Below are 22,346 nucleotides of genomic sequence, written 5' to 3'. Positions count from 1 at the left end.
TCAGCGCTGGACGCCGAGTTCGTTCGCGCGCTCCGCGGCGAGGTTCGCCACCTGCTCGACCGTGAGGTCGGACTGGTCGGCGAGCACGCGACAGAGCATCCCGAGCTGCGTCGCGGCCGTCCGCTGGAGCGCGTGGGGGTCCTCCGTCTCGTTCCCGAAGAAGAACTCGTTCTCCTCGCTCGCGTCGAGGATGCCGACGTAGACCGACCGCAGGTCCTCGCGCTCCAACGCCTCGATCGCCTGTTCGCGGACCTCTTCGAACTCCGTCGTCGGACTGTCGCTCATGGGCACGCTTGCGGCCGGGCGGCGAAAAGGCCACGGACTCGCCGTCGAAAGTTCAAGTACCGGGACGCCTCACCGTCCCGTATGCGTTTCACGGACGCCGCGGCCCTGCGCGGGTGGATGGCCCACGAGACCCGCCGGGCCGTCACGGAGACGGCGCTCGACGTCGACCCCGCGCTCGTCACCTACGCGGTGTCGTCGCGCGCGAAGCGCCGCGCGGGCGCGTGTCGCTACACGCCGCTCCCGACGGGGACGGTCGGCGTCGAACCCGCGTGGGGCGAGCGCACGCGACTCCACCGGGAGGCGACGGTGACGCTCGCCGCGCGCGCCGCCGCGGCGTTCGACGAGGCGACGCTCCGCGGCGTCCTCCGTCACGAGCTCCTCCACGTCGAGCAGGTACAGGCCTACGGCGTCACCGACCACGGACCGGCGTTCCGCGAGCGCACCGCCGCCCTCGACGTCCCGCTCGACTGCCCGCCGTTCGCCGACCCGGCGTATCGGCTGCGCTGTACGGACTGCGAGACCGTCGTCGGCCGACGCTACCGGCGGTGTCCGACGGTCGAGACGCCCGAGACGTACCGGACGGCGTGTTGTGCGGCGCCGCTGGCCGTCGAGGAGGTGCGGTGACGCGGGCCCGGATCCGTCCGCTTACAACACCGCGCTGACTACCCGGTAAGTATGTACGACGGCGACGGCACGACGGTCGAGTACGACGCGCGGACGGTCGTCGCCAGCCTCGTCATCGGCGTCTTCTTCGGCGGGATGGTGGGCGGCGTCGCGTTCCCCACGCTCCCCCGACTGGGGTCGGTCCTCGGTTTTTCGGCGCTTGTCGTGGGGGTCATCCTGGCGATCAACCGCGCGACGCGGATGGTCGTGAACGCGCCCGCCGGCGCCGTCCTCGACCGCGTCGGGACGCGACGGCCGATGCTCGCCGGCTTCCTCCTGGAGGGCGTCGCGCCCGTCGGCTACGTCCTCGGTCTCACGGACTGGTGGACGAACGGGCTCGCCCACCTGCTCCCGGCGAGCGCGACGGCGGCGAGCGCCGCGACGTTCGTCCTCGCACGCGTCGTCTGGGGCGTCGGCTCGGCGTTCGTCCTCGTCGGGGCGTTCAGCACCGTGACGAAGGTGACGACGCCCGAGAACCGCGGCACGTGGACCGGATACATGCGGGGCGGACAGAGCCTCGGATTCCCGGCGGGACTCGTCGCCGGCGGCCTCGTCGCCGACCTCGTCGGCTTCCGCGCGGCGTTCGCCGTCGCGCTCGTCGTCTGCGCGCTCGTCCTCCCCGACCTCCAGTCCGGCGCCGACGGCCACGAGAGTCGCCTCCGCGACGTCCCCCGCCTCGCGTTCGGCGACGCGCGCGTCTTCGCGGTCGGCGCGACGAACTTCGTCGTTCGCCTCCTCTACGCCGGCGTCCTCCTCTCCACGGTCGTCGAGTACGCGGCCGCGAACGACATCCGCGTCGGCTCGCTCTCCGCGACCGGTGTCAGCGGCGTCGTGATGGCCGTCTGTGCGCTCTTCGCCGCCGCGGCGACGGTCGTCGCCGGCCCGCTGGCGGATCGCGCCCCGTCCCGGTCGTCCGTCGCCGTACCGTCGCTCGGCGTGCTCGGCGTCGGGTTCGCCTGCCTCGCGCTCGCACCGACGCTCGTCGGGACGATCACCGGGGTCGCGCTCATCGGTCTCGGCGTCGAGGGCGCGAACCTCCCGCTGCTCGCCTATCTCGGCGACATCAGCCCCACGGACGACGTCGGGAAGCTCGGCGGCGTCTACAACGTCTTCGGCGACTTCGGCTCGACCGTCGGTCCGCTCGTCGCGCTACCGATCGCCACGACGTACGGGTACGCGGCCGAGTACGCCGGGTGCGCGCTGCTCTGCGTGGCCGCGATCGCGCTCGTCGCCCGCGCCGTCACGGACGACGGTCCCGTGACGACGCCCCGCACGGCCGCTGACGGCTGACTTTCCGGGTCCGCACGGTTTTTACTCGCGCCGGTCCGAGTGGGGGGCAGATACGCATGTCTCGGCGCCACCGCTCAGTGACGACCGGCCCGTCCGGGGACGGGGGCACCGCGTGAACCCGATCGCGTACGTCCGACGGCTGTTCGCGGTCGACCGTCGGGTCCTCGTCCTCGCGCTCGCGCGCGCCGTCGACTCACTGGGCAACTCGTTTTTGATCATCGTCCTCCCGCTCTATATCGCCGACGTCATCGGCGCCGCGGGCGCCGGCATCACCGTGGGCGTCGCCGGGATCGACGTCACGCTCGCCCAGAGCCTCGCCGTCGGGATCGTGCTCTCGATGTTCGGCTTCCTCAACAGCTTCGGCCAACCGTTCACCGGCCGGTGGTCAGACCGGGTGGGTAAGCGCCGCGCCTTCGTGCTCTTCGGACTCGCCGTCCTCGCCGTCACGAACGTCGCGTACGCCTTCGCCGGGAACTACGTCAGCCTGTTCGTCATCCGGGCGGTCCAGGGTTTCGGCGTCGCGTTCACCGTCCCCGCGACCATCGCGCTCGTGAACGAACTCGCCACCGACGACACCCGGGGGAACAACATGGGCGTCTTCAACACCTTCCGCCTGCTCGGCTTCGGCCTCGGGCCCATCGTCGCGGGCGGTCTCGTCCACGGCGGTCCGTACGCACTCGGGTCGATCTCGATCAGCGGCTACAACGCCGCGTTCGCCATCGCCGCCGGAGGGGCGCTCCTCAGTCTCGTCCTCGTCGCCCTCCTCGTCACGGACCCGGAACGCGTCGAGGCGGACGCGGGCGACGACCTCTCGATCGCCGTCCTCGATCACGAGCGCGACGAGAAACTCCTCGATCCGGTGTTCACGCTCGGTCTCGCCTCGCTGTTCATGGCGATCGGGATCGCCCTCATCTCCGCGATCGAGGCGGACGTGAACGCGCGCCTCGACCAGACCGCGTTCCTCTTCGGCATCGAGTTCGCCGCGTTCGTCCTCGCGCAGGTCCTCCTCCAGGCGCCGATCGGCTCCGCGAGCGACGACTACGGGCGCAAGCCGTTCGTCTTCTACGGGCTCCTGTTGCTCGCGCCCTCGACGGCCGTTCAGGGGTTCGTCACCGAACCGTGGATGATGATCGTCGCGCGCTTCGTACAGGGGATCGCCGGCGCGGCCGTCTTCGCGCCCGCGCTGGCGCTCGCCGGTGACTACGCGCGCGCCGGGCAGTCCGGAACGCAACTCTCCGTGTTGACGATGGCGTTCGGCCTCGGCGTCGCCATCGGCCCGCTGGCCTCCGGCGCGCTCGCCACGATCGCGTACGCCGCGCCGTTCGTCCTCGGCGGCCTGCTCGCGCTCCTCGGCGCCGTGCTCGTCTACACGCAGGTCTCCGATACGGTGAAACCGGGCGAGGAGGCGTCGGCGCCGTCGGGGGCCGCCGGGAGCGACTAGCGGTAGAGCGAGACGTAGAGCGTGGCGAACCCGACGAGGAACGGGAGCGTCGCGCCGATGTGGAAGACGGGACCGACCGGGAGTTGGTCGGCGAGCGCCGAGAGACCGACGCCGATGCTCACGAACGCGAACCCGACGAAGGCGTACTCCAGTCGGCGCGTCCGCGCGCGCCGATACGCCCGGAAACTGATGAGCGTCAGCCCGAGCGTGAGCGCGAACGTCGCCATCCGGACGGCGACGAGGACGACCGACGCGATCGAGGTCACGACGTGAGGGTGTGTTAGCGCGCGCATAAACTTACTCCTCTCCCCCGCTCAGCTCCGTCCAGAGGTCGTCGAAGCGATCTGCGAGTCCGTCCGTGCGCTGGACGTCGACGACGTACTCGTCGCCGTCGAGGCGGATCGAGAGCGCCGCGAACGCGCAGGCGTACTGCTTGTAGTGGTTCCCGTCGTCCGCGACGGTGGTCTGGGCGGTGACGAGATCCGACTCCTCGAGCGTGTCGAGGCGCCGGTACACCGTCGGCAGTGAGACGTCGAGGGCGTTCGCCAGCTCTTTCGCCGAGCGCGGCTCCTCGTTGAGCGCGGCGAGGACCGCGCGCGACCGCTCGTCGCCGAGGGCGTCGAGGAGGTCGTCGACCCGCTCGGAGTGCACTGTTCGTCTGTCACCGTCGGGTTGGATTAAGCTTTCTCAAACGCTGAAACCGCACGCCCCTCCTTAATCCGATGAGGTCCGAACGCGAAAGTATGAAACGGACGACGGAGCGATACGGCGAGTCGAGCGCCACGGGATCGGCGAGTGCCAGCGTCGAGACGCTGCTCCGCGAACTCGGGGACGAGCGGACCCCCGGTCCGTCGACGGACGTCTCGCCCGCCCGTCTCCTCGACGCCATCCGCCCGACAGAGGGCGGCGGGGGGGACTTCGCGTTCGATGAGGCCACGATCAAGCACAGCCTCGACGAGTTACTCCTCGCGCTCATCGCGCTCCGGGGCGACGGCACGCACGGCAAGCAGTTGATGGACGACCTCGAAGGGACGTTCGACGCCGAGTTGAGTCCGGGGACGGTCTACCCCCGCCTCCACGGGCTGGAGGAGTCGGGCGCGATCGATGTCCACGAGATGGTGCGCACGAAGGAGTACACGGTCGCCGACGAGGCGGCCGCGCGCGAGCGGGTCCGCGAGGCGATGGCCCAACACCTCGCCATCGGACGCGTGCTCCAGCACGCTCTCGCCGACGGTGCGGTGCTCGCGGCGGACGACGGCTGACGCCGTCGCCGAGACGGAACTGTTTCATCCCCTCGATGTTGACGTTCACGCGATGCGACAGCTGCTCTGGTGGCTCATCGGCGGTTCTCGTGGCGGGAAGAACCGCCTGCGGATCGTCCGGACGCTCCAGGCGCGTCCGATGAACACCAATCAGCTGTCGAACGAGCTCGCGTTGAACTACAAGACCGTCCAACACCACCTCGAAGTGCTCGAGGAGAACGACGTCGTCACGACGCGCGGAGACAACTACGGCAAGATGTACTTCCTGACCGATCGCATGCGCGAGAACCTCGACATCCTCGAGGAGATCGCCGACCAAGCAGACATCGAGGTAGAGTCCGATGACGCGTGATCTCACGCCGCTGACGAAGACCGCGGTCGTCGCGGCCGTCGCCGCGCTCTGCGGGGCCGTCGCCGGGATCGCGCTCCCCGTCGTCCCGATGCCGCCGCCGATCGACCACCACGCGATCCTGGAGACGTTCGCCCGCGTCCAGTTCGCGGTCTCGACGTTCAACCTCGTGCTCCTCGCGGCGCTCGTCGTCGCCTACGTCCGGCTCTATCGCGGCCTCCCGAACAAGTACACGCTCAGCCTCCTGTTGACGAGCGTCGCGCTCTTCCTGTACGCGCTCTCCTCGAACCCGCTCGTCCCGATGGCGTTCGGCTTCCCGCCGATCACCGGTCTCGGCCCCTTCACCTTCCTCCCGAACTTCTTCGTCGGGGTCGCGGTGGTCGTGCTCTTCTATCAGAGCCAGACGTGAGAAGCGGGCCGAATTTGGGCCTCTTCTGTGAGCGACTCCGGCGCCATCTCGGTAAAGTGCTAAACCCCTCGCGTCACTCCACCCGCACGTGAGCACGCAGTCCGATACCGACGCAGCGGAACCGCCGACTCGAACGACGCGACGAGCACGCCGCGAGGCCCGCCGGTGGTGGCGCGTATGAGGGGGCGGCGACTCGGCTCGCTGGCGCTCGCCGCGCTCGTCGTCGTCAGCGCGCTGGGCGCGTTCGCGCCGACGGCGTCCGCGGCGACCGGGAGCGGCGACGCCGCGGCGGCCACGTCGATGGGCGCGTACGTGACCATCGGGAACGTCACCGTCGAACCGGACGACCCGGTCGTCGGCGAACGGACGTCGATCACTGCGACCTTCGAGAGCGCCGAGGCGAGCACGGAGAGCGCGGAAGTCACCGAGGTGAGCGTTCGGGGCCCCTCGACGTTCGTCACCGCGAACGACGTCGGGACGCTCGGCCCCGGAACGGACCTCACCGTCCCGTTCTCGACGTCCTTCGAGTCGGCGGGTGAGAAGCGCCTCACCGTCACGCTCCGCGGGATCGCGTCGAACGGGAGCGTCTTCGTCGTTCGAAAACCGATCTACGTCGACGTCGACGAGGCGACGGTCGATCCGGACCTCAGCGCGAGCGCGACCGTCGAGAACGGCTCGTCCGTCCTGGAGGCCACGCTCGCCGAGCGCGGGACGGTCGACCTCGAAGACGCGCGCATCGACGCGGTCGTCGACGGCGAAACCGTCTCGCGGGCGTCCATCGCGGACGTCGCGGCACAGGGCGAACAGTCGGTGACGTTCGACGGGGCGGACGTCCCGACCGGCAACGTGTCGCTCGTCGCGCACTACACCGTCGCCACCACCGACGAGCGCGCGTCGACTGAGACGACGCTCCGATACGCGCCGCAGGACGCCGGGAACATGGCCATCACGGGCCTCGAAGTCACCGGCGGCGGCGGGAGCTACACGATCAGCGGCGACGCCTCGAACCTCGGGAGCGCGGACGCGAAGTCCGTCGTCGTCAGCGTCGTCGACACCGAGGCGGTCTCCGAGACGAACTCCTACTACGTCGGGGAGATCGAGACGAGCGAGTTCGCCACCTTCGAGGTGTCCGCCGACGTCTCCGGCGACGTCGACAGCGTCCCGGTCCGTCTCGACTACGCCGCGGACGGCGAAGAGTACTCGACGGTCGTCGACGTGGACGTGGACGGGACGAACGCCGCGAGCGCGAACGCGGGGTCGGGATCGAACGCCGGGAACGCCGCCGGACAGAGCGGTTCGCCGAGTCGGTCGAGCGGCGGCCCGCCCGTCCTCCTCATCGGCGGCGGCGTCATCGCCCTCCTCGTCGTCGGCGTACTCGTCTACCGCTGGCGCAACCCATGAGCGTCATCGAGCTCGACGACGTCGTGAAGCGCTACGAGAGCGGCGCGCAGACCGTCACGGCGCTCAAGGGCGTCGACTTCCACGCCGACCGCGGCGAGATGGTGACGATCATCGGTCCTTCCGGTTCCGGGAAGAGCACGATGCTCAACATGATCGGCCTCCTCGACACGCCGACCGAGGGGACGGTCCACCTCGACGGTCGGAACGTCACGGGGTTCACGGAGGACGAACTGACCGAGGAGCGCCGGACGACCCTCGGGTTCGTCTTCCAGGACTTCCACCTCCTCCCGATGCTGAGCGCGGTCGAGAACGTCGAGTTGCCGTCCGTCTGGGACACGTCCGTCGACCGGCGCGACCGGGCGATCGACCTGCTGAAGCGCGTCGGCCTCGGCGACCGCCTCGATCACACCCCCGACGAGCTCTCCGGGGGGCAACAACAACGCGTCGCCATCGCGCGATCGCTCATCAACGGGCCGGACATTCTCCTCATGGACGAGCCGACCGGGAACCTCGATCAGGACACCGGACGGACGATCCTCGAAGAGGTGACGCGGCTCAAAGAGGAAGAGAACATCGCCGTCGTGGCCGTGACGCACGACGAGCAGATGCTCGACTACACGGACCGCACCGTCCGCATCGTCGACGGGGTGATCCAGTCGTGAGCGTCGCCGACGCCCTCTGGCGCTTCCCGAGCGCGATGATGGCGTGGCGGAATCTCGGTCGTAACCGGATGCGCACCGCGCTCGCCGCGCTCGGCATCGTCATCGGCGTCGTCGCCATTTCCTCGCTCGGGATGGCGGGCGTCGCACTCCAACAGCAGGCGACGTCGAACCTCGGGAGCCTCACGAATCAGGTGTCGGTCTCCGCCGGGCAGGACAGCGACTACGACGGCGTGACCGAGGATCAAGTCGAGGAGATCAGGAGCATCATCACCGACGCGGAGGTGATCCCGCAGAAGTCGAACTCGACGACGGTCTCCTCGCGCGGTCAGGAGGCCTACGTGAGCGTGACGGGGGTGACGAACGCCGCGGCGCTCTACGACGTCACGTCCGGCGAGGCCCCCGAGCGCCTCCAGACGGGCGCGCTCATCTCGAACAGCACCGCCCGAGAGCTCGGGCTCGAACTCGGCGACCCCGTCGAGTACGACGGTCAGCTCTACCGCATCACGGGACTGATCGACTCCGGTAGCGGCTTCGGGCCGGGCGGCGGCCGCGGCGAGCTCGTCATCCCGATCTCCGGGCTCGCCGACCAGGAGCACTACGACAGCGTGACGATCATCGCGGCGGACGGCGACGCCGCGACCGAGATCTCGGAGACGCTCGACGAGCACTTCAACACCGACGGCCGCGACGAGGAGGAGATCCTCCGCGTCTCCAGCTACGCCAGCGCACAGGAGAACATCAATTCGTTCCTGAACACGCTCCAGCTCGCGCTGCTCGGGATCGGCGGTATCTCGCTCGTCGTCGCCAGCGTCGCCATCCTGAACGTCATGCTGATGAGCACCGTCGAACGCCGCGGCGAGATCGGCGTCCTGCGCGCCGTCGGGATCAGACGCGGCGAGGTCCTGCGGATGATCCTCACCGAGGCGACGTTCCTCGGGACGCTCGGCGGCCTCGTCGGCGCGGGTTGCTCGCTCGTCGTCGGCGCGGTGATGTTCCAGTTAGTCGTGGGCGATCCGACCGGCGTCCTCCAGTGGGCGAGCGCGCGCTACCTCCTCTACGGGTTCGCGTTCGCCGTCTTCGCCAGCGTGCTGAGCGGGATCTACCCGGCGTGGAAGGCCGCGAACGACTCGCCCGTGGAGGCCCTGCGCGGGTGAGCGTGCACGGGGACGCCCTGCGCCGGACCGCGGCCCTCCTCGCCGTCGCACTCGCGGTCGCCGCGGTCGTCGTGCTCGCGGTTCCACGGCTCGTCGTACCGTTCTACCCGCCGGGCGTCTTCGGCGTCCTCGTGCGCCTGAAGGTGTTCTTCGCGACGCTGGCCGTCGCCCTCCTCGCGGCGCTGTTCGTCACGTACGTACGACTCTATCGGGAGGTCCCCACGGGGTTCAGCCGCGGCCTCGTGCTGTTCACGGCGGCCCTCCTCCTCTACGCCGCGACGACGAACCCCCTCGTCCCACTCCTGCTCGGGTTCGGTCTCTTCCACCCGATCGGCCCGTTCACCTTCCTCCCGGAGGTCTTCGCCTGCGTCGCCGCGCTCGTCCTCTACTACCAGAGCAACACGTAGTCGGGTCGAATTTGGGTCCCACTCGGGACGAATCTCGGCAATCGTACTTACCGGGCGGCCGCGAACGACCGACCGTCATGTCGACTGGCGACACGCGCCGGAACCCGAAGGCCGCGCGCCTCGAACGCCACCTCCGCGAGCGTCTCGACGGCGGGGCGTTCTACTGTAAGAGCAAGGACCTCGCCGCGGACCTGCCGCTCTCGGCGAGCCAGATCGGGCAGTTCCTCGGGGGACTCGACGGCGAGGAGACGGGGATCGTCGCGGAGCGCTGGGCGTATTCGAGCGGCACACGGTGGTACGTGCACGCGACGGACGACGGGTAGCGCCGCGAGGTCGAGGGAAAAGGGACGAAACGCGGCTCACCGCGGACCAGTAGCGCATATGCCTCCGCGTCCCCAACCGACGCGCATGAGTGACGGACCGAACCGCGGGATCGAGCGACGAGCGTTCGTGAAGTCGGCGCTGGCGATCGGCGGGGCGAGCGCGCTCGCGGCGTGTCTGGACCGCGGCGGGGGCGACGCCGACGTGCCGACCGGCTCGCCGGACGCCCGCCCGGAGCGCCAGCACGCGTGGACCGACGCGCTCGCTCGCGACGACCACGGGAACGTCGTCGAACCGACGCATCGCCTCATGCTCCTCCTCGACTACGAGGGCGAGGGCGCACCGACGGACAGCGACCGCCAGCAGGTCGAACGCGCTCTCTCGACGCTCGATCGGGCGTACGCGTGGAGCCACGACGGCCTCCTCTCGACGATGGCGTACTCGCCGGCGTACTTCGAGCGCTTCGACGCCTCGCTTCCGGCGAGCGTCGACCTCCCCGCACCCGAGGCACTGGCCTCCTTCGAGGACCCGACGCTCGACGCGCCCGACGCCCTCCTCTACCTCGCCAGCGATCACGCACACGTCCTCCTCGCCGCCGAGCAGGCCCTCACCGGCGAGGAGGACGCTCTCAACGGCGTCGACGTCGCGGCGTCGCTCCGCGGGGTCTTCTCCGTCACGGAGCGCCGCACCGGCTTCAAGGGCGACGGGACGCCCGCCGACAACCAGGACGCCGACGGCGTTCCCACCTCCCACCCCGTCTCCGAGGACGCCCCCCTCTACATGGGGTTCAAGTCCGGCTACGAGAAGACCCAACCGCCCGAGGAGCGCGTCACCATCCAGGACGGCCCGTTCGCCGGCGGCACCACCCAGCACGCCTCGTACATGCGCCTGAACCTCCAACAGTGGTACGAACAGGACGATCGCCGACAGCGCGTCGGGAAGATGTTCTGCCCCTATCACGCCGAGAACGACGTCGTCGAGGGGACGGGTGACAACCTCGGCACCGACGCCGGCATGGACAAAGCCAAGCCCGCCGGGCAGGCCGCCGAGGAGGACGGCCTCGTCGGCCACAACCAGAAGATGGTCGACGTCCGCGAGGACGGCCGCCCGATCATCCTCCGGCGCGACTTCGACTCGACCGACGGCGGCCACGCCGGCCTCCACTTCGTCAGCTTCCAGCGCGCCATCGACGACTTCGTCGCCACCCGCGAGGCGATGACCGGTGCCGACCTCGCCACCGATTCCCCCGTCGGGCAACGCACCAACAACGGCATCCTCCAGTACATGGACGTCGCAAACCGCGGCAACTACCTCGTCCCGCCACGCTCCGAGCGCTCCCTCCCGACGCCGACGGGTGACGGCGGTGCGTGAGGACGAGGCGCGGCGGCCGGGGCCCCGTCGCGCGACCCCGCCGGCGAACAGCTCTCGCCGGACGTCCCGTCGGGCGTTCCTCGCGGCGGCGGGGGCGGGCACGCTCGCCGGTCTCGCCGGCTGTTCGTCGCTGAACCTCACCAGCGAGGAGACGGGGAGCAACGGTCGGCGCACGACGACGATCGACCGGCCCGCGGCCGTCTACTACCCGACGCACGCCACCGGCATGCAGATGAGCGGCGTGCAGAAGACCCGCGGGTACGCCTGCGCGCTCACCTACACGATCCCGGAGACGTTCTGGCTCGTCGGCGGCACGGACGCCGCGAAAGCGACGCCGGCGGCCGGCGACGAACTCCACGTCATGCCGGTCGTCTGGGACGTCGAAACGGGCCAGCGGCTCACCGACGTGAGCCCGATGCTCCGGTTCGTCGACGACGGGAGCGTCGTCGCGTCGAACGCGCCGTGGCCGATGCTCGCCCAGCGGATGGGGTTCCACTACGGTGACAACGTCGCGCTCCCCAGCGGCGGGACGTACGACGTCACGGTCCACGTCGGTGCGCCCGCCGCGCGACGCACCGGCGCGCTCGCCGCCCCCGAGTCCGCGACGTTCGAGTTCTCGCTCGCGTACTCCGCCGCCGAGATCGACGCGATCTCCTACCGCACCATCGACCGCGCGGGCGAGCGCGGCGCCCTCGATCCCATGTCGATGCGAATGATCCCCGGGGGCGCGCTCCCCGCGGTCGATGCGCTCCCCGGCCGCCGCCTCGGGACCGGGACGATCGGCGACGCCGCCGTCGCCGCGACCCTCCTCGACGACGCGACGGGCTTCGGCGGGGACGAATCCGACGTCTACCTCGCCGTCTCGCCGCGCACGCCGTACAACGACTATCCCCTCCCGATGGCGGGCTTCGGCGCCCGCGTCGACGGGACCGACCACGACCTCGTCGAGACGATCGACGCCGCTCTCGGCCACCACTACGGCGTCGTCCTCGACGGCGACGTCTCGCGCGTCACGATCGGCCTCGACGTTCCGCCACAGGTCTCGCGCCACGGCGGCTACGAGACCGCGTTCTTCGACACGGCGAGCGTCACGCTCGGCGAGTAGCGACGGTAACGTGCGGATCCGCGCGCTGTGCCCGCGCTCAGGGGACGCGGCTCACCGGAGGACGTCGCGGAGGCGTCTGAGCCAACCGCGGATGCCCTCGGGGCGTTTCGTCACGATGACGGGGCTCTCCGAGCGCTGCGCGACGGATTCGGGGATCGAGCCGAAGAGGAACTGCTCGACGGCACTCTCGCGCGTCGCGCCGAGGACCGTGAGGTCGGCGTCCGCCGTCGCATCGACGATGGCGTCCGCGACGTCCGCGCCCTCAAGCAGCGTCGTCTCGACAGCGATGTCGTCGTCGAAAACGACGCGACACGAATCGGTGCCGTGGGGGCCCTCGCGTGATCAGCGACCGTCGTCGGCACCGGTGAATATCGAGATGACGTCGTCGGTCATGCCGACCCGCGAGAAGACGGTGACGACGTCGCCCGCCTGCACGTCGGTGTCGCCGCGCGGCGTGATGAGGGTGTCCTCGTCCCGTTCGATCGCGACGAGCAGGAGGTCGGTTCCGAGCAGACCGTCGTCGCCGACATCGCTGAGCGTCCTGCCGGCGATGGGCGAACCGCGCGAGACGGTCACCTCGAAGATCTCCGCGTCGCCGCCGACCTCCATGAAGTCCTCGACGGACGGTCGCTCGACGGCGCGAAAGAGATACTGGGCGATGAGACGCTGCGGATTCTCGAGGACGGTCGCGCCGACGCGACGGAAGATGTTCATGTGCTCGGGGTTCTGGACAACGGTGACGAGGGAGGGAATCTCGAACTCCTTCGCGAGCAGGAGGACCATGATGTTGGTGGCGTCCTCGTCGGTCGTACAGATGATGGCGTCGGCATCAGCGGCGCCCGCGTCTTCGAGCGTCTCCTTCTCCGTCGCGTCCGCGTTCAACACGAGGCAGTCGTATGTCTGACTCGCGGCCTCGGCGACCTCGGGGTCGCGCTCGACGACCACAACCTCGTTCGCGGAGGCGGTCGCGAGTTCGAGCACCTGCGAACCGATCTGCCCGGCGCCGACGACGATGATGTACACACTCGTGGTGGGGCCGGCCAACCAGTTAATCGCTTGTGGTGCGGGCGGTACGGACGGCGGCGGCCGCGACGTACGTGGGGAGCGCGAGGACGTATCCGGCGGCGAGCACCTCGGTGACGGGGCCCCGTCCGAGGAGCGCGAGGAGCGCGAGGACGGAGGGACCGAGGAGGACGAAAGCGTCAAGGACGCGGTCGTCCGGCCCGGCCTCGCGGAGCGCGGTGTAGAGCGCGGGGAGACCGCTACTCATCGTCGACGCACCCCGAAGCCGTAGAAGAGCCCGCGGAGCGTGACGAGCACGGGGACGATCTCGAGGCGGCCGATCCACATGTTGAAGAGGAAGACCACCTTCGCGGGCGTCGGCATTTCGGGACCGGTGATACCCGCCGAGAGCCCGACGTTCCCCTGCGTACTCGCCACCTCGAAGAGGACGTTTTCGAGCGTGAACGACGAGTCGACGGTGAGCAGGAGCACGGCGGCCCCGAAGCCGAGGAAGACGAACCAGAGGAGGGTGATGATAGCGGCCTCCTCGAACTCCCGGGCGAGTTCGTCGCTCGTGAGCGTGCGGTCGTCGAGGCGGAACGACCGGACGGCCGAGCGGGGGTAGAAGACGCCGGCGATGCGGAACGCGGCGCCCTTCAGGAGGGTGGCGACGCGAACGAGTTTGATCCCGCCCGCCGTCGACCCGGCCGCGGCGCCGACGACCATGCCGAGCGAGACGAGGAGGTGTGCGCCCGCGCTCCACTGCGTCCCGATGGCCGCCGTCTGGAAGCCCGCACAGGAGGCCGCCGAGACGAACTGGAAGATGGCGTAGCGAAACGACTGGAAGACGGTGGCGCCCGTGCCGGTGAGGCTGACGCCGAGCGCGGAGACGGGGCCGGTCGCGGCGTAGACGCCGTTCGCGTAGAGGAGTGCGGTGAGCGCGAGTGTTCCGAGGCCGAAGAAGCCGACGATCCACCGCGTCTGGAGGTCGTCGAGCGCGTCGCCGAGGTGGCCTTGGAGGGCGAGGTAGTGGACGGGGAACGCGATGCTCCCGAGGAGCATGATGGGGACGAGCGCGAAGTCGATAGCGACGCTGTCGTAGGTCGCGATGGAGTTGTCGGTGACGGAGAACCCGCCGGTGGCGAGTCCGGTCATCGCGTGATTGAGCGCCTCCCAGAGCGGCATGCCGGCGAGCCAGAGGACGCAGACGGAGAGGAAGGTGAAGAGGAGGAAGATCCACCAGATGGTGCGGACCGTCGAGACGATGCTCGGGTGGATCTTCTCCGAGCGCGCTTCGCTCTCGTAGAGCGTCAGGCTCCCCGAGCCGGGGCGCGCCAGAATCGCCGTCGTCAGGACGATGACGCCCACGCCGCCCACCCACTCCATGAACGAGCGCCACCACTGCAGGACGCGGGGCAGTCGGTCCTCATGGACGGTCATGGTCAGCCCGGTGCCGGTGAAGCCGCTCATGGACTCGAAGAGCGCGTTCAGCGGGTGGCGGAACGCGGCGACGGTGTCGTTGAGCGCGGGCGCGCCGAAGAGGCCGGCGTGCATCGTCGCGGCGAGGAGGAGGAAGGGGAGCGCACCGAAGACGGCGACGAGGAACCACCCGGAGGCGGCGATGACCATGCCGTGGAGCTTCCCGGGTTCGGTGACGTCCGCGTAGCGCTCGGAGAGGCCGTAGCCGACGGCGAGCGGGAGCGCCGCCGAGGCGAGGAGCGCGGGCGCCGCGTAGAACTCCCCCCAGACGAACGCGACGGCGATGGTGGCCGCCGGCATGACCGCGTACACCTGGAGGATCCGCCCCAGATCGCGGCCGACCACTGCGAGTCCGCGCGTAGACATTCGTTGGCCCTATTCGTCGCCGGAGCTAAAAGGATACGTCTCAGCTCCGCCAGTAGGCGTGCGTGAGGAGCACGAGCACCGGGAAGATCTCGAGGCGGCCGACCCACATGAAGAACACCATGAGGAGCTTCGAGGCCCGTGGGAACGGCAGAAAGCTGTTCATCGGGCCGACGATGCCGACACCCGGCCCGACGTTGCCGAGGGTCGCCGCGACGGCGCTCGTCGCCTCGAACGCGGAGAGCTCTTGGCCGGGAACGCCGACGAGGAGGACGACGAGGGTTCCGAACGCGAAGATGACGAGGTAGAGGAGCGTGAAGGCGTAGATGCCGCGAATCGCGTCCTCGTCGATGACCGTCGAGCCGAGGCGGACGGGACGAACCGCCTCGGGGTGGACGGCGGTGAACAGTTCGCGACGCAGCGTCTTCAGAATCACCACCCAGCGGATGATCTTGATGCCGCCACCGGTGCTCCCCGCCGACCCGCCGATGAACATCGCGAACAGCAGGACGTACTTGGCGTGTTGCCCCCAGTTGTTGAAGTCCATGCTCGCGTATCCGGTGGTCGTCACGATGGAGGCGATTTGGAAGGTGGCGTGGCGAAGCGACGGTTCGAGCGCGTTGGTCAGCATGTCGAAGCCCGGCGTCGTGAAGAGGAGACCGGCGGTGATCGCCGTGAGGACGCCTATCGCGCCGAGGTACGTCTTGAACTCGATGTCGTCCCAGACGACGTTGAAGTCGCGGTTCCAGACGTGCCAGAAGAGCGCGAAGTTCGTCCCGGCCGCGACCATGAACGGAATGATGAACCACTGGACGACGGCGGTGAACGCCTCGATGGAGCGCGCTTCCGGGGAGAACCCGCCGGTCGGCATCGTCGTGAACCCGTGCGCGACGGCGTTGTACAGCGTCATCTCGGGCGCCATCCCGAGCTGATGGAAGCCGTAGAGGCCGACGATTTCGAGGACGGTGAGGCCGATATACATCCCCCAGAGCGCGCGCGCCGTCTCCGCGATGCGCGGCGTGAGCTTCTGGATGCCCGGTCCGGGCGCTTCCGCGTCCATCAGCTGGGCGCCGCCGACGGAGAGTTCGGGGAGGATGGCGACCGCGAGGACGACGATACCCATTCCGCCGAGCCACTGCGTCTCCTGACGCCACATCATGAGCGCGCGCGAATGCGTCTCGAAGCTGATGTCGCCCATGACCGTCGACCCGGTGGTGGTGAAGCCGCTCATCGTCTCGAAGAGCGCGTTCACGGGGAGCCGGAGCGTTGACGTCGCACCGTAGGCGGTGAAACTCCCCTCGAAGATGTACGGGAGGGCGCCGACGACGCTGATGAGGAGCCACGTGAGCGCGACCATGAGGAAACCCTCGCGCGCGCCGAGCGCGGCCGCCGGATCGGAGTGGAGGCGTTCGAGCCCCCAGCCGACGACGAACGCGATGGCGATCGCGGGGAGGATCGCCTTCAGCCCGCGCCCGTAGAAGAGCGCGAGCGCGAGCGGGAACAGCATTGGGACGGTGAGCCACCTGACGACGCGACCGGTGAGGCTGACGCTTGCGCGCCAGTCGACTCGGAGTGTCGAGCTCATATCGTCGCGGTCACCGCGTCGAGTGCGTCTTCGCGGACGAACGCGACGACGTGGTCGCCGACTTGGATGACGGTGTCGCCGCGGGGCATTACGAACTCCCCGCCGCGTGTGATGGCGCCGACGACGACGCCGTCCGGGAGGTCGGCAACCGCCTCGCGGATCGAACGTCCGGCGAGCACGCTTTCCTCACCGATCTCCACTTCGAGGACTTCCGCCGCGCCCGGCTCGACGATGGCGACGTTCTCCATGCGACGCTCGCGGGTGAAGCGCGTGATCTCCTCGGCGGTCACCTCCCGCGGGTTGATCGCGATGTCGACGCCGACGGCTTCGAAGAGGTCGACGTACGCAGGGTTGTCCACGATAGCAACGGTTCGACTCACGCCGAGGCGTTTGGCGAGTAGGGAGACGAGGAGGTTCCGTTCGTCGCTGTCGAGCGCGGCGACGAGGAGACCGGCCTCGCCGACGTGCTCGCGTTCGAGGAACTCCGCGTCCGTCGCGTCGTGCTCAAGGACGGTGGTCTTCGAAAGGGCCTCCGCGAGTTCTCGAGCGCGCTCGGGATCCTGCTCGATGAGCCGGGGGACGAACCCGCGCTCGGAGAGCAGCCGCCCCGTGAGTTCGCCCACCGAACTGCCACCGACGATGACGACGTTTCCGACCTCCTCCGCGCCCCCTTCGGGGACGACGGCGGCCGCGAACGCCTCGACGCTCCCGGGTCGGCCGATGACGACGACTTTGTCGCCCGCAGCGATGGCGGTGTCGCCGCGAGCGATCTCGACGTCGTCTCCCTGGATGACGGCGGCGAACGTCAGCGCGTCGAAACGATCGGCTTCTTGGACGGTCTGTCCGGCGAGGGGGCTCCCCTCGGTGACCTCGAACTCGGCCATCTGTACGCGCCCGCCCGCGAACGGGTCGACGTCGCGTGCCGTCGGGAGGCCGACGATGCGGACGATAGACTGGGCGGTCAGCAGATCCGTACAGACCATGAAATCGACGCCAAAGACGCCCTGTGAGTGCCGCCACGTCTCTAGGTAGGCGCGGTTCTGCACGCGCGCAATCGTGAACGCGTCGCTCGCGGTTTTCACCGTCCCACAGATCGCCAGGTTCGTTTCGTCGTCGTCCGTCGACGCGATGGCGATGTCGGCTTTGCCGACGTCCGCCGTTCGAAGCGTGTCGAGCGACGCCCCGTCTCCCTCGACCGTCAGCACGTCGTGTTCGTAAGTCAACTGCTCAACGCGCTCGGAGTCCACGTCGACGACGACGACCTCGTGGCTCTCCGCGAGGCTCGCGGCGATGCTCGAACCGACCTCGCCGGCCCCGACGATCAGCACGCGCATCGCCGACCCCTCCGTGTACACATATCGGCCTCCAAAACGTGCCGGAGAGAAGTGGGTTTCGACCGACGGATACGGTCACGAACGTCAGGAGGACGATACCGACGGGGCAAGCGCGGGCGTCTTCCTAACACCGAGGCGACACCAAGCACGCCGGTGGTCAGTCCCCACTGTCGTTCCTCGGATCGTCGTCACGCAATAATCCTGTAGCCATCAGCCGCCGGACGATCGTGACCAGTCCGTCGTGGAACCCGCGGCCGAAGACGCCCCGTTCGTGTTCCCGACCGTCCCCGCTGGTCTCGGTGACCGAACCGACCGGGACCGCCTCACGATCCACCAACAGTAGTCGGCTGATCTCCGTGTCGTCGGCTGTCGGATCGAGTCCGCACGGTGCGTTCGAAGCGACCGCGTGCGATCGTCGTGCTCCGTCTGAATGGTGTCGACGGCCTCGTCGAGGGATCGCCGCCGCGACGGACCGAGAGACCACCGACCTCCCGCGACTGCACCGGATCGTCGACTCCGACGCGACGCACTGCTCACCGGAGAACGGTCCGCGACGACCACGATCTCGTTTCGGCACGCCGAACCACCGTCTCGATTAACGGCGGCGGCACCTCGCCATCCGGTCCGACGAGCACGTCCCACAGCGCGAACGCGACGGACGCGTCGTAGCTGGTCGCACCGCGCGCTTCGACGACCGCGCCGTCGCTACCGTGTCGCGATAGTCGGAGTGCGGTCCCGGTCGTCCGCCCGATACCGACCGGACTCATTCGATATAGCGTAATGAGATTTACGAGTGGGGTGTGCGACACCGCCGAGACGTCGAGAGCGACGCCGGACGCCGCGAACACCGATCAGCCGTCGAACGCCCGCGCGGAACCTCCGCCACTACTTTATTCGGCGCGAGCGAACGTGAGACGATGCCTCGTGAACTCGGGCCCCTCCGGCGCGCGCTGCTCGCCGGTCGGCGTTTCGTCGCCGTCGTCGTCGCGTTCACGCCGTTCGCCCTCGCGTACTACCGCGATCGGCGGCGGTTCCTCCTCTTCGGCGGCTCACGCGACGTCTCGGAGGCGACGCGTGAACGACGCGCCGCCGCGCTCCGCGAGACCCTCGTCTCGCTCGGGCCGACGTTCATCAAGCTCGGTCAGCTCCTCTCGACGCGCCCGGACGTCCTCCCACCGGCGTACGTCGAGGAGCTGGCGCGGCTCCAAGACGACGTCCCGCCGGCCGACTGGAACGACGCGCGCGAGGTGGTGGCGGCCGAGGTCGGCCCCATCGAGGAAGCGTTCGACGACTTCGATACCGCTGCGATCAGCGGCGCGAGCCTCGGGCAGGTGTACACCGCCACCTACGAGGGCGAGCGCGTCGCCGTCAAGGTCCGGCGTCCCGGCGTCGAGGCGCTCGTCGACGCCGACCTCCGCGTCGTTCGGACGCTCTTCCCCCTGCTCGTCCGAAGCGCGCCGCCGGCCCAGCGGTTCACGCTCTCGAACGTCACCACGGAGTTCGCTGAAACGATCCGCGACGAGATGGACTACGAACACGAGCGCGAGGTCCTCGAAACCGTGCGCGGGAACCTCGCGGACGACCCGGACGTCGTCGTCCCGGCGTCCGTCCCCGAACGATCGACCGACCGCGTGCTGACGATGCACTACGTGGAGGGGACGAAGATCGACGACGTCGACGCGCTCGACGCGATGGGGATCGACCGGGCGGCACTCGCCGAGCGACTCGAACGCTGCTACATCGGAATGCTCGTCGAGGACGGCGTCTTCCACGCCGATCCGCATCCGGGCAATCTCGCCGTGCAGGACGACGGGACCCTCGTCTTCTACGACTTCGGAATGAGCGGGACGCTCGACGCCGAGCGTCGCGGACACCTACGGGAGTGCTACCTCGCGGTGGCGAACGACGACATCGAGGGCGTCGTCGACGCCTTCGTCGCCATGGGCGCGCTCGATCCCGCGGCTGACCGGCAGTTCGTCACCGACGTCCTCTCGCTCGCCGTCGAGCACCTCCACGGTGAGCGCGTGGAGCGCGCGCAGGTCCGCGACCTCGTCGCGGGCTTCGAGGGGACGCTCCACGACCTTCCCTTCCGGATGCCGCGCGACCTCGCCCTCGTCGTCCGCGTCGCGACCGTCCTCGAAGGCGTCTGTCTCACCCTCGACCCCGACTTCGACTTCGTCGCGGTCGTCGAGGACGCCGTCGAGACCGAACCCGAGGACCCCCGCGAACGCATCGAGGCGCTGTTGGGGGACGCCGGTGACGACGTCGCCGCGTCCGCGCGCGCGGCCCTCGACATCCCGCAGAAACTCGAACGGACGCTCGATCGCGCCGATCGGGACGACCTCACCGTCCGCACCGACGTCGCGGACGAGAACGACGTCCTCCGCCGTCTCGCACGCCGCGTCGTCCTTGGCGTCGCCGCGAGCGCCGGCGTCGTCGTGACGACGCTCTGTTACACCGCCGCGCTGACGGACGCGACCATCGCGGTCGGGACCGCGACGCTCGGGGTCCTCGGTCTCCTCTATCGGTCGTTCGGTTCCTCCGGTCGCCAGCGTGCCGTCCGCGAGGCCGGGCAGGTGGCTCAGCGATCGCTGGAGAACCGCGGGCGACGGTGAGCGATCGCTCCGGCCGCCGTGCGAACCGGTCCACGGAGATCCAACAGATGCGGGAGAGTAGAACTACGAACGCTGTCTCGTAATCCGTCTCTGTGGAACCACATAGAGAATATGCACTTCTGTAGGCCCACAACACGGCGGCAACAGAGTGCTAGCTTCGAGGATAAGTGTATTTATCCGCACTTTCGGAGATACCTTCTTGGTCGTGGCTCGTGACGCACCGACAACGACGACCGATGACTGCTCAAGCGACGCATCCCCGTCCTCGAACCGTATCGGGTAGGGGTCACGGACCGAGAACGGCACTCGACGGAACTGAATCGAAAGTCGGATCGTTGGATCCCGAGTATTCGACGTCTGGAAGCCGCGTCGGCGTCAATCTTCACGAAGTGTCGGAGAATCTACCACCGTCGCGGCGGTGGTGCGCGTGAGCGGCGACGAGCGCGTCTCGGTGAAGACGTACGTGCCGCGCTACCAGAAGGAGGAGTGGGTCGAGCGCGCCGAAGAGATGGACGTCTCGCAGAGCGAGTTCGTTCGCCTGATGGTGCAAGCCGGGGTCCGCGAGCTCGGCCTCGATGACGACGACACCGACGACGGGGGCGGCCACGCCGACGACGCGGGACCGTCGCTGGAACGGCGGGTGCTCGACGAACTCCGTGAGCGCGACGTCGCGGGATGGGAGACGCTCGTCGACGCGCTCGCCGGCGACTTCGAGGAGCGCTTGGAGGGGACGCTGGACGGCCTCACGGAGCGCGGCGTCGTGAAGTACAGCCCGCGCGATGGCGGCTACGTCCTCCGGGGTGACGGCGAATGAGCGGGGCGGAGGCGGACGACGTCGGCGACCCCGTCGCGTACTTCCTCGAAGACATGGGGTATCACGGCAAGCACGAGCGGACGCGCGCGGCCTACGAGCGCGTCCTCCGTGGGTTCGAGGCGTTCCTCGCCGAGCGCGGCGTCCCGGGTCCCGCGGCGGCGGACCGACGCGCCTGTCTCGCGTGGGTCGCGTCGCTGCGCGAGGAGTACGCCGAGTCGACGGTGGCGACCTACGCGTCGTACTGCAATCGCTTCTACGCGTACATGACGCAGGTGGGCGCGTTCGAGGCGAACCCGATGACGCTCGTCGTCGAGGAGATGGACGAGACGATCGATGCCGACCCGACGAGACGGGAGATATCGGTGCCGCGGATGCGGGCGTTTCTCGACGGGATCACGCATCCGGGGGATCGCGCGGTGCTCCTCACGCTCCTCAAGACCGGTCTGCGCGTCGGCGAGCTCTGTAACCTCGACCTGCGGGACGTGAACCTCGCGCACGGGGGCGCTCGGGACGCCTACCCCGCACTCGGGACGCGCGGGCGACTCGACGGCCGACCCGACACGCTCCTCGTCGACCCCGAGGTCTCGGCGGGCGAGGCGACGAACGGCGAGGTGCGATCGGCGTCGAACAAGCGCAAGCGCGTGACGCTCCTCCCGGTCGATCCGGAGTTACGCGACGCGCTCGCGACGTGGCTGGCCGTCCGCCCGGACGCGCGATCGGCGGCGGAGCCGCTGTTCTGCTCGACGCGGGACGCGTGGGGCGCCCGTCTCACCCCGGAGATGGTGCGCGAGACGGTGACCGGCTACGCCCGTGAGGTCGGGTGGTACCGGACGGGCGGCGGCGCGAGCGAGAACGTCACCCCCCACTACTTCCGGCACTTCTTCACGACGCACCTCCGTGACCGGACGGGGGATCGGGGCGTCGTGAAGTACCTCCGCGGCGACGTCGCCGCGGACGTCATCGACACCTACACGCACAACTGGGGCGATCGGGTCCGGGACGTCTACCTCGAACACGTCTACTCGCTCGCCTGA

General features: G+C 69.3%; 25 protein-coding genes. 17 read left to right on the top strand and 8 right to left on the bottom strand.

Annotated elements, in window-relative coordinates:
- Positions 1 to 285 (bottom strand): hypothetical protein, encoded by a 285-nt coding sequence (locus IEX91_RS08630; RefSeq protein WP_188878347.1) that lies wholly within the window; start codon positions 283 to 285, stop codon positions 1 to 3.
- A gap of 81 nt (positions 286 to 366) precedes the next feature.
- Between IEX91_RS08630 and IEX91_RS08625 the strand changes: the two genes are divergently transcribed.
- From IEX91_RS08625 to IEX91_RS08615, 3 genes are all read left to right on the top strand, one after another.
- A complete protein-coding gene (locus IEX91_RS08625; RefSeq protein ID WP_188878346.1) occupies positions 367 to 909 on the top strand; it encodes a SprT-like domain-containing protein in 543 nt (180 codons plus the stop codon).
- A gap of 51 nt (positions 910 to 960) precedes the next feature.
- Positions 961 to 2,238, top strand: a complete 1,278-nt coding sequence (locus IEX91_RS08620) for an MFS transporter (protein WP_188878345.1) — start codon at positions 961 to 963, stop codon at positions 2,236 to 2,238.
- Between the two features lie 121 nt (positions 2,239 to 2,359).
- A complete protein-coding gene (locus IEX91_RS08615) occupies positions 2,360 to 3,679 on the top strand; it encodes an MFS transporter (RefSeq protein ID WP_188878454.1) in 1,320 nt (439 codons plus the stop codon).
- Here IEX91_RS08615 and IEX91_RS08610 read toward each other — a convergent pair.
- On the bottom strand, positions 3,676 to 3,972 hold the full coding sequence (locus tag IEX91_RS08610; RefSeq protein ID WP_188878344.1) for a DUF7521 family protein: 297 nt from the start codon (positions 3,970 to 3,972) through the stop codon (positions 3,676 to 3,678). The genes IEX91_RS08615 and IEX91_RS08610 overlap by 4 nt on opposite strands.
- A 4-nt stretch (positions 3,973 to 3,976) precedes the next feature.
- Complete coding sequence (locus IEX91_RS08605; RefSeq protein WP_188878343.1) at positions 3,977 to 4,330, bottom strand: ArsR/SmtB family transcription factor; 354 nt, start codon at positions 4,328 to 4,330, stop codon at positions 3,977 to 3,979.
- Positions 4,331 to 4,422: 92 nt separating this feature from the next.
- Between IEX91_RS08605 and IEX91_RS08600 the strand changes: the two genes are divergently transcribed.
- From IEX91_RS08600 to IEX91_RS16810, 11 genes are all read left to right on the top strand, one after another.
- Positions 4,423 to 4,941: a PadR family transcriptional regulator gene (locus IEX91_RS08600; RefSeq protein ID WP_188878341.1), complete on the top strand. Its 519-nt coding sequence runs from the start codon at positions 4,423 to 4,425 to the stop codon at positions 4,939 to 4,941.
- A 52-nt stretch (positions 4,942 to 4,993) separates the two neighbouring features.
- A complete protein-coding gene (locus IEX91_RS08595; protein WP_188878339.1) occupies positions 4,994 to 5,293 on the top strand; it encodes an ArsR/SmtB family transcription factor in 300 nt (99 codons plus the stop codon).
- Positions 5,283 to 5,699, top strand: coding sequence for a hypothetical protein (locus IEX91_RS08590; protein WP_229772830.1), 417 nt, complete (start codon positions 5,283 to 5,285; stop codon positions 5,697 to 5,699). The genes IEX91_RS08595 and IEX91_RS08590 overlap by 11 nt, the downstream gene beginning before the upstream one ends.
- A gap of 177 nt (positions 5,700 to 5,876) precedes the next feature.
- The gene (locus IEX91_RS08585) at positions 5,877 to 7,100 is read left to right on the top strand and encodes a COG1361 family protein (protein WP_188878338.1); all 1,224 of its coding nucleotides are present in this window, start codon (positions 5,877 to 5,879) and stop codon (positions 7,098 to 7,100) included.
- The gene (locus IEX91_RS08580) at positions 7,097 to 7,762 is read left to right on the top strand and encodes an ABC transporter ATP-binding protein (protein WP_188878336.1); all 666 of its coding nucleotides are present in this window, start codon (positions 7,097 to 7,099) and stop codon (positions 7,760 to 7,762) included. The genes IEX91_RS08585 and IEX91_RS08580 overlap by 4 nt, the downstream gene beginning before the upstream one ends.
- A complete protein-coding gene (locus IEX91_RS08575) occupies positions 7,759 to 8,916 on the top strand; it encodes an ABC transporter permease (protein ID WP_188878334.1) in 1,158 nt (385 codons plus the stop codon). The genes IEX91_RS08580 and IEX91_RS08575 overlap by 4 nt, the downstream gene beginning before the upstream one ends.
- A complete protein-coding gene (locus IEX91_RS08570) occupies positions 8,913 to 9,323 on the top strand; it encodes a hypothetical protein (protein WP_188878332.1) in 411 nt (136 codons plus the stop codon). Before IEX91_RS08575 ends, IEX91_RS08570 begins: the two co-directional genes overlap by 4 nt.
- Positions 9,324 to 9,400: 77 nt before the next feature.
- The gene (locus IEX91_RS08565; protein ID WP_188878331.1) at positions 9,401 to 9,646 is read left to right on the top strand and encodes a DUF7123 family protein; all 246 of its coding nucleotides are present in this window, start codon (positions 9,401 to 9,403) and stop codon (positions 9,644 to 9,646) included.
- Between the two features lie 85 nt (positions 9,647 to 9,731).
- Positions 9,732 to 11,015, top strand: coding sequence for a DUF7405 family protein (locus tag IEX91_RS08560; RefSeq protein WP_188878330.1), 1,284 nt, complete (start codon positions 9,732 to 9,734; stop codon positions 11,013 to 11,015).
- Positions 11,008 to 12,120 carry an iron transporter gene (locus IEX91_RS08555; protein WP_188878329.1) on the top strand — a complete coding sequence of 371 codons (1,113 nt, stop codon included), beginning with the start codon at positions 11,008 to 11,010 and terminating at the stop codon, positions 12,118 to 12,120. Before IEX91_RS08560 ends, IEX91_RS08555 begins: the two co-directional genes overlap by 8 nt.
- A gap of 27 nt (positions 12,121 to 12,147) precedes the next feature.
- Complete coding sequence (locus IEX91_RS16810; protein WP_229772829.1) at positions 12,148 to 12,462, top strand: hypothetical protein; 315 nt, start codon at positions 12,148 to 12,150, stop codon at positions 12,460 to 12,462.
- Here the strand turns inward: IEX91_RS16810 and IEX91_RS08545 are convergent, their stop codons facing one another.
- From IEX91_RS08545 to trkA, 5 genes are read right to left on the bottom strand one after another with little or no spacing between them, the layout of a single operon-like run.
- Positions 12,463 to 13,143 carry a potassium channel family protein gene (locus IEX91_RS08545; protein ID WP_188878327.1) on the bottom strand — a complete coding sequence of 227 codons (681 nt, stop codon included), beginning with the start codon at positions 13,141 to 13,143 and terminating at the stop codon, positions 12,463 to 12,465.
- Positions 13,144 to 13,168: 25 nt separating this feature from the next.
- Positions 13,169 to 13,390, bottom strand: a complete 222-nt coding sequence (locus IEX91_RS08540) for a hypothetical protein (RefSeq protein ID WP_188878326.1) — start codon at positions 13,388 to 13,390, stop codon at positions 13,169 to 13,171.
- On the bottom strand, positions 13,387 to 14,967 hold the full coding sequence (locus tag IEX91_RS08535; protein WP_188878325.1) for a TrkH family potassium uptake protein: 1,581 nt from the start codon (positions 14,965 to 14,967) through the stop codon (positions 13,387 to 13,389). Before IEX91_RS08535 ends, IEX91_RS08540 begins: the two co-directional genes overlap by 4 nt.
- A gap of 40 nt (positions 14,968 to 15,007) precedes the next feature.
- Positions 15,008 to 16,549, bottom strand: a complete 1,542-nt coding sequence (locus IEX91_RS08530) for a TrkH family potassium uptake protein (protein ID WP_188878324.1) — start codon at positions 16,547 to 16,549, stop codon at positions 15,008 to 15,010.
- On the bottom strand, positions 16,546 to 17,883 hold the full coding sequence (gene trkA, locus IEX91_RS08525) for a Trk system potassium transporter TrkA (protein ID WP_188878448.1): 1,338 nt from the start codon (positions 17,881 to 17,883) through the stop codon (positions 16,546 to 16,548). The genes IEX91_RS08530 and trkA overlap by 4 nt, the downstream gene beginning before the upstream one ends.
- Before the next feature lie 917 nt (positions 17,884 to 18,800).
- Between trkA and IEX91_RS08520 the strand changes: the two genes are divergently transcribed.
- From IEX91_RS08520 to IEX91_RS08510, 3 genes are all read left to right on the top strand, one after another.
- Positions 18,801 to 20,498: an ABC1 kinase family protein gene (locus IEX91_RS08520; protein ID WP_188878322.1), complete on the top strand. Its 1,698-nt coding sequence runs from the start codon at positions 18,801 to 18,803 to the stop codon at positions 20,496 to 20,498.
- 427 nt (positions 20,499 to 20,925) lie between these two features.
- A complete protein-coding gene (locus IEX91_RS08515; protein ID WP_188878320.1) occupies positions 20,926 to 21,312 on the top strand; it encodes a DUF5805 domain-containing protein in 387 nt (128 codons plus the stop codon).
- On the top strand, positions 21,309 to 22,346 hold the full coding sequence (locus tag IEX91_RS08510) for a tyrosine-type recombinase/integrase (protein ID WP_188878319.1): 1,038 nt from the start codon (positions 21,309 to 21,311) through the stop codon (positions 22,344 to 22,346). The genes IEX91_RS08515 and IEX91_RS08510 overlap by 4 nt, the downstream gene beginning before the upstream one ends.

Source organism: Halarchaeum nitratireducens, assembly GCF_014647155.1.
GTDB classification, from domain to species: Archaea; Halobacteriota; Halobacteria; order Halobacteriales; family Halobacteriaceae; genus Halarchaeum; species Halarchaeum nitratireducens.
Note: the sequence above shows the minus strand (reverse complement) of the source record. Positions and strands in the feature narration are given on the sequence as shown.

What these genes read in the sequence shown, in the direction of transcription:
- IEX91_RS08630 (WP_188878347.1), bottom strand. Translation starts at nt 285, where the DNA reads ATGAGCGACAGTCCGACGACGGAGTTCGAAGAGGTCCGCGAACAGGCG.
- IEX91_RS08625 (WP_188878346.1), top strand. Translation starts at nt 367, where the DNA reads ATGCGTTTCACGGACGCCGCGGCCCTGCGCGGGTGGATGGCCCACGAG.
- IEX91_RS08620 (WP_188878345.1), top strand. Translation starts at nt 961, where the DNA reads ATGTACGACGGCGACGGCACGACGGTCGAGTACGACGCGCGGACGGTC.
- IEX91_RS08610 (WP_188878344.1), bottom strand. Translation starts at nt 3,972, where the DNA reads ATGCGCGCGCTAACACACCCTCACGTCGTGACCTCGATCGCGTCGGTC.
- IEX91_RS08600 (WP_188878341.1), top strand. Translation starts at nt 4,423, where the DNA reads ATGAAACGGACGACGGAGCGATACGGCGAGTCGAGCGCCACGGGATCG.
- IEX91_RS08595 (WP_188878339.1), top strand. Translation starts at nt 4,994, where the DNA reads ATGCGACAGCTGCTCTGGTGGCTCATCGGCGGTTCTCGTGGCGGGAAG.
- IEX91_RS08590 (WP_229772830.1), top strand. Translation starts at nt 5,283, where the DNA reads ATGACGCGTGATCTCACGCCGCTGACGAAGACCGCGGTCGTCGCGGCC.
- IEX91_RS08585 (WP_188878338.1), top strand. Translation starts at nt 5,877, where the DNA reads ATGAGGGGGCGGCGACTCGGCTCGCTGGCGCTCGCCGCGCTCGTCGTC.
- IEX91_RS08580 (WP_188878336.1), top strand. Translation starts at nt 7,097, where the DNA reads ATGAGCGTCATCGAGCTCGACGACGTCGTGAAGCGCTACGAGAGCGGC.
- IEX91_RS08565 (WP_188878331.1), top strand. Translation starts at nt 9,401, where the DNA reads ATGTCGACTGGCGACACGCGCCGGAACCCGAAGGCCGCGCGCCTCGAA.
- IEX91_RS08560 (WP_188878330.1), top strand. Translation starts at nt 9,732, where the DNA reads ATGAGTGACGGACCGAACCGCGGGATCGAGCGACGAGCGTTCGTGAAG.
- IEX91_RS08540 (WP_188878326.1), bottom strand. Translation starts at nt 13,390, where the DNA reads ATGAGTAGCGGTCTCCCCGCGCTCTACACCGCGCTCCGCGAGGCCGGG.
- IEX91_RS08535 (WP_188878325.1), bottom strand. Translation starts at nt 14,967, where the DNA reads ATGTCTACGCGCGGACTCGCAGTGGTCGGCCGCGATCTGGGGCGGATC.
- IEX91_RS08530 (WP_188878324.1), bottom strand. Translation starts at nt 16,549, where the DNA reads ATGAGCTCGACACTCCGAGTCGACTGGCGCGCAAGCGTCAGCCTCACC.
- trkA (WP_188878448.1), bottom strand. Translation starts at nt 17,883, where the DNA reads ATGCGCGTGCTGATCGTCGGGGCCGGCGAGGTCGGTTCGAGCATCGCC.
- IEX91_RS08520 (WP_188878322.1), top strand. Translation starts at nt 18,801, where the DNA reads ATGCCTCGTGAACTCGGGCCCCTCCGGCGCGCGCTGCTCGCCGGTCGG.
- IEX91_RS08510 (WP_188878319.1), top strand. Translation starts at nt 21,309, where the DNA reads ATGAGCGGGGCGGAGGCGGACGACGTCGGCGACCCCGTCGCGTACTTC.